The sequence below is a fragment of the Erythrobacter sp. CCH5-A1 genome (assembly GCF_001557115.1).
Classification (GTDB): domain Bacteria; phylum Pseudomonadota; class Alphaproteobacteria; order Sphingomonadales; family Sphingomonadaceae; genus Erythrobacter.
Genome location: NZ_LSKQ01000226.1, coordinates 1 through 3,144 on the forward strand (window position 1 = coordinate 1; position 3,144 = coordinate 3,144).

Annotated in this window: 2 protein-coding genes and 1 pseudogene; all 3 read right to left on the reverse strand. The window is 58.8% G+C overall.

Annotated features, from left to right (window positions below):
- Positions 1-757 precede the first annotated feature (757 nt).
- The 3 genes and pseudogenes from AX708_RS13535 to AX708_RS13540 all read right to left on the reverse strand — a co-directional run bounded on the left by AX708_RS13535 (position 758) and on the right by AX708_RS13540 (position 3,140).
- A complete protein-coding gene (locus AX708_RS13535; protein WP_197425874.1) occupies positions 758-1,174 on the reverse strand; it encodes a type II toxin-antitoxin system VapC family toxin in 417 nt (138 codons plus the stop codon).
- The gene (locus AX708_RS20010; protein ID WP_067400361.1) at positions 1,140-1,388 is read right to left on the reverse strand and encodes an AbrB/MazE/SpoVT family DNA-binding domain-containing protein; all 249 of its coding nucleotides are present in this window, start codon (positions 1,386-1,388) and stop codon (positions 1,140-1,142) included. Before AX708_RS20010 ends, AX708_RS13535 begins: the two co-directional genes overlap by 35 nt.
- A 278-nt stretch (positions 1,389-1,666) precedes the next feature.
- Positions 1,667-3,140, reverse strand: a pseudogene (locus AX708_RS13540) (IS1182 family transposase).
- Positions 3,141-3,144 lie beyond the last annotated feature (4 nt).

Genomic DNA, 3,144 nt, shown 5'->3' on the forward strand with positions numbered 1-3,144 from the left:
CCCTCGGAAACACAGTGTAGGGCGAGCCACCTCAAACACCGAGGCGGACATACGGCCTTACCATGAAAGCGTGGCCGCTTTCAGGAAATCGCAGGTCGCAACCGAACGTCTGACTTGGGGTCGATTCCTGAACGGCGGTAATTTTTCAGAAGCGAGGCAAAGCCGCCGCGTCGCTTTCAAGGGGCAGAGCGCGGAAAGTACGCTAAGCAAGAGCAAGGCACGACCATTGCGCCGCGGGCATCTCAATTCCTGGCCAGAGGCGGATGCTCACCTGACGAACTTCACTTCATCCCCAATGTCAGGCGGCAGCTCTCCACAGGGCTGATCGCATGTGACTGCTGGCAGCGCCAATGAACGCAAGGAGCGCAGACACGTCGGCTACAGCCTCGATTACTCCCCGCTATCCGCCTGTTCGCCAAAAAATCATCGACCGACATGCCCGGCAGATCGGCATATTTGGCAAAGGTGGCTTTCACCTTGTCGAGGACCTGCTCCAAGGAGCGAAGCGTTACCTCCTCGTCGCCTACCTCCAAGGATCACTGTTCCGCCCTTTTCAAGACCAAGCTGTTTGCAGATGGCAGCCGGGAGAACCATGCGGCCATTCTCCATCACTTTGACCTTGATGCCCATAAATCTCACTCCAAAGCCTTTGGTGCATAATGCGTTCGAAAGCCGGCCATATTCTTCGAAGGAGGGCGTTTGGGGACCAGCAACACCTGATCAGGAAGCTGGTAAAGGAAACGTTCGAATTTCGAGCTTAGCGAACCATCTCAATCGATAAGCCTATATCGAGGTCGGCCCAAGCTTGGTCTGCAGTGACAGCAACCGCGTTGCGGCTTGCCGCCAGCGCGAGGCAGTATCGATCGCCAAGAGAAAGGCCCTTGCCACGGGTTTCAGCGCGCAGCAGCCCTGCCCTCATGGCCAATTCACGGTCGGCCGGCACGACCTCGACATCCAGCTGCTCCATGATCTCGACAATCTGCTCAGCCGGTGTGCCACGGTCGACAAGCTTCGCAACAACCTCGGAATAGTTCACCGAACACAGCAGCGCGCCGTCCATCCTTTCGGCGAACACATCTGCGCCCGGCTCGTCGAAAAACGCCGCTAGCACAGCTGACGCATCGAGGACATAGACTGGCTCAGTCACGCGCGGCCTCAGCACGGCGATCAGCAATCAGTTCATCAGCGACGGAGCCTGATTCCGGCGCATACGGTCGAAGCATCGTCTGGATGCGCTTGAGAACATCGCGGCGCGGCCGGACATGCAGTTCGCCATCGACGACCTGCATGACCACCTGATCACCATCGGCCAGACCAAGTTCGCGGCGGACGTCAGCCGGGAGCTGCAACCGTCCGCCACTGACAAGCCTCCCTTTGTGCACGTGCATTGTACTATCCTTCGGGATGTTACAGACTGATCTACGCAGTACAGATAATTGACCGTTTCGACAAGACCATCGTGCGGACGAAAGGGATCGCTCACCGGACACTTTCCAGAGGTCAACAAGGCGATCCATATGCAGGGATCAACATTTGCCCGGCGGGGCGCTACCCGCGTTCATGGACAAACGCCGGGAATGGCTTGATTTGGGACAGGCCGTGTAAAAACGCGTTGGCCGAAGAGGGGCGATAATTTCGAAGTGGCGCAGAAGGTGGCCGTTGACCCTCAGGTCTGGATTGCGGCGATCATCGCCGGGACACCGAGGATGGCGACCAGCCTTTTGAAGTTATAGGCCAGGATGTGGAGACTGGCTTCCGTTCTGACGTGTTTTAGCGTCTTCATTTGGAAGTGGGTCGAGCCCATCCAAGATTTCAGCGTGCCGAACGGATGCTCGACTGTCTGTCGGCGGATCCGCATAGCCTCTGGCCTACGATCGAGGCGGCGCTCCATTGCCTCGACGACTGCCTCATGTTCCCATCGTCTAACTCGCCGTTCCTTGCCGGTCGTGCATTGGTCATGGAGCGCGCAGGTCTGGCAGTTCGAGCTCCAGTAGCTGTGCATGCTCAACCCGTCCTCGACCGACGTGTAGCGATAGATCAGATCTTCGCCCGCGGGGCATCGATAGACGTTCTCTTCTTCCAGGTAGACGAAGTCCGGTTTGCCAAAGCGGCCTTGTGCCTTTGACCCAGAGGTAAGCGGTTTGGGCACAAAGGCGGTGACGCCCATGCCCTCGCAGGTCCGGACATCTTCGCCCTTGAAGTAGCCCTTGTCGGCAATGGCATCCAGGGCCTCCAAGCCCATCGCTTCCTTGGCTTTCGCCGCCATGGGTGAGAGCTGTCCGCGATCATAACCCGTATTCAAAAGCTCGTGCGCGACGATCAGGTGGTGCTCGGCATCGACGGCCGCCTGCAGATTGTAGCCGACGATGCTTGTGCCGTGGCCCGCGCTCGCCATGGCGCGGGCGTCCGGATCGGTCAGCGACACCTGCTGGTCCGGCGCATTCCGGACTTCCTCTTCGCGCGCCGCCAGGTCGCGCATCTGTGCACGCAAGCGGGTGATCTTCTCCGTCAGGCGCTTCGCCTTCGGCTCGGCAATATCGCTTTCTTCGCGGTCGGCACGATCAAGCGCGTCGAGATACCGGTCGATATTATCCTGCACCTGCTTCATCCGCGAGGCGACCTTCGCGGCGGTGTAGTTCTTGTCGCGGGTTGTTGACCCCCTTCATCTTGCTGCCGTCTATCGCCACAACTGCGCGCGTAAACCGGCCCAATCGCCGGCACAGAACGATGAACTGGCTACACACAGACTGGATCGCAGCGCCGTTTGCCCGGCGGAAGTTGGCGATAGTCTTGAAGTCAGGCGCCAATCGCCCCGTCAGCCAAATCAAATCAATGTTCCGCTGGGCTTCACGCTCGAGCCGCCGGCTCGACTGGACCCGGTTCAGATAACCGTAAAGGTGGATCTTGAGCATCGTTGCTGGATGATAGGCGGGGCGACCAGTCTCAGCCGGTGTCATTCCAGCGAACTCCAGCGCCTTCAAATCCAGCGCATCAATGAAGGCCTCGATTGCCCGAACCGGGTTGTCTTCAGACACGTAATCATCGAGCGATGCTGGTAGCAAATAGTCCTGCCGACGGTCTTCCCCTTGGGTCGTGTCCGTCAATGTGGTGTAAATTCGTGTGTGGCCAGCGGGCGGCATTTTC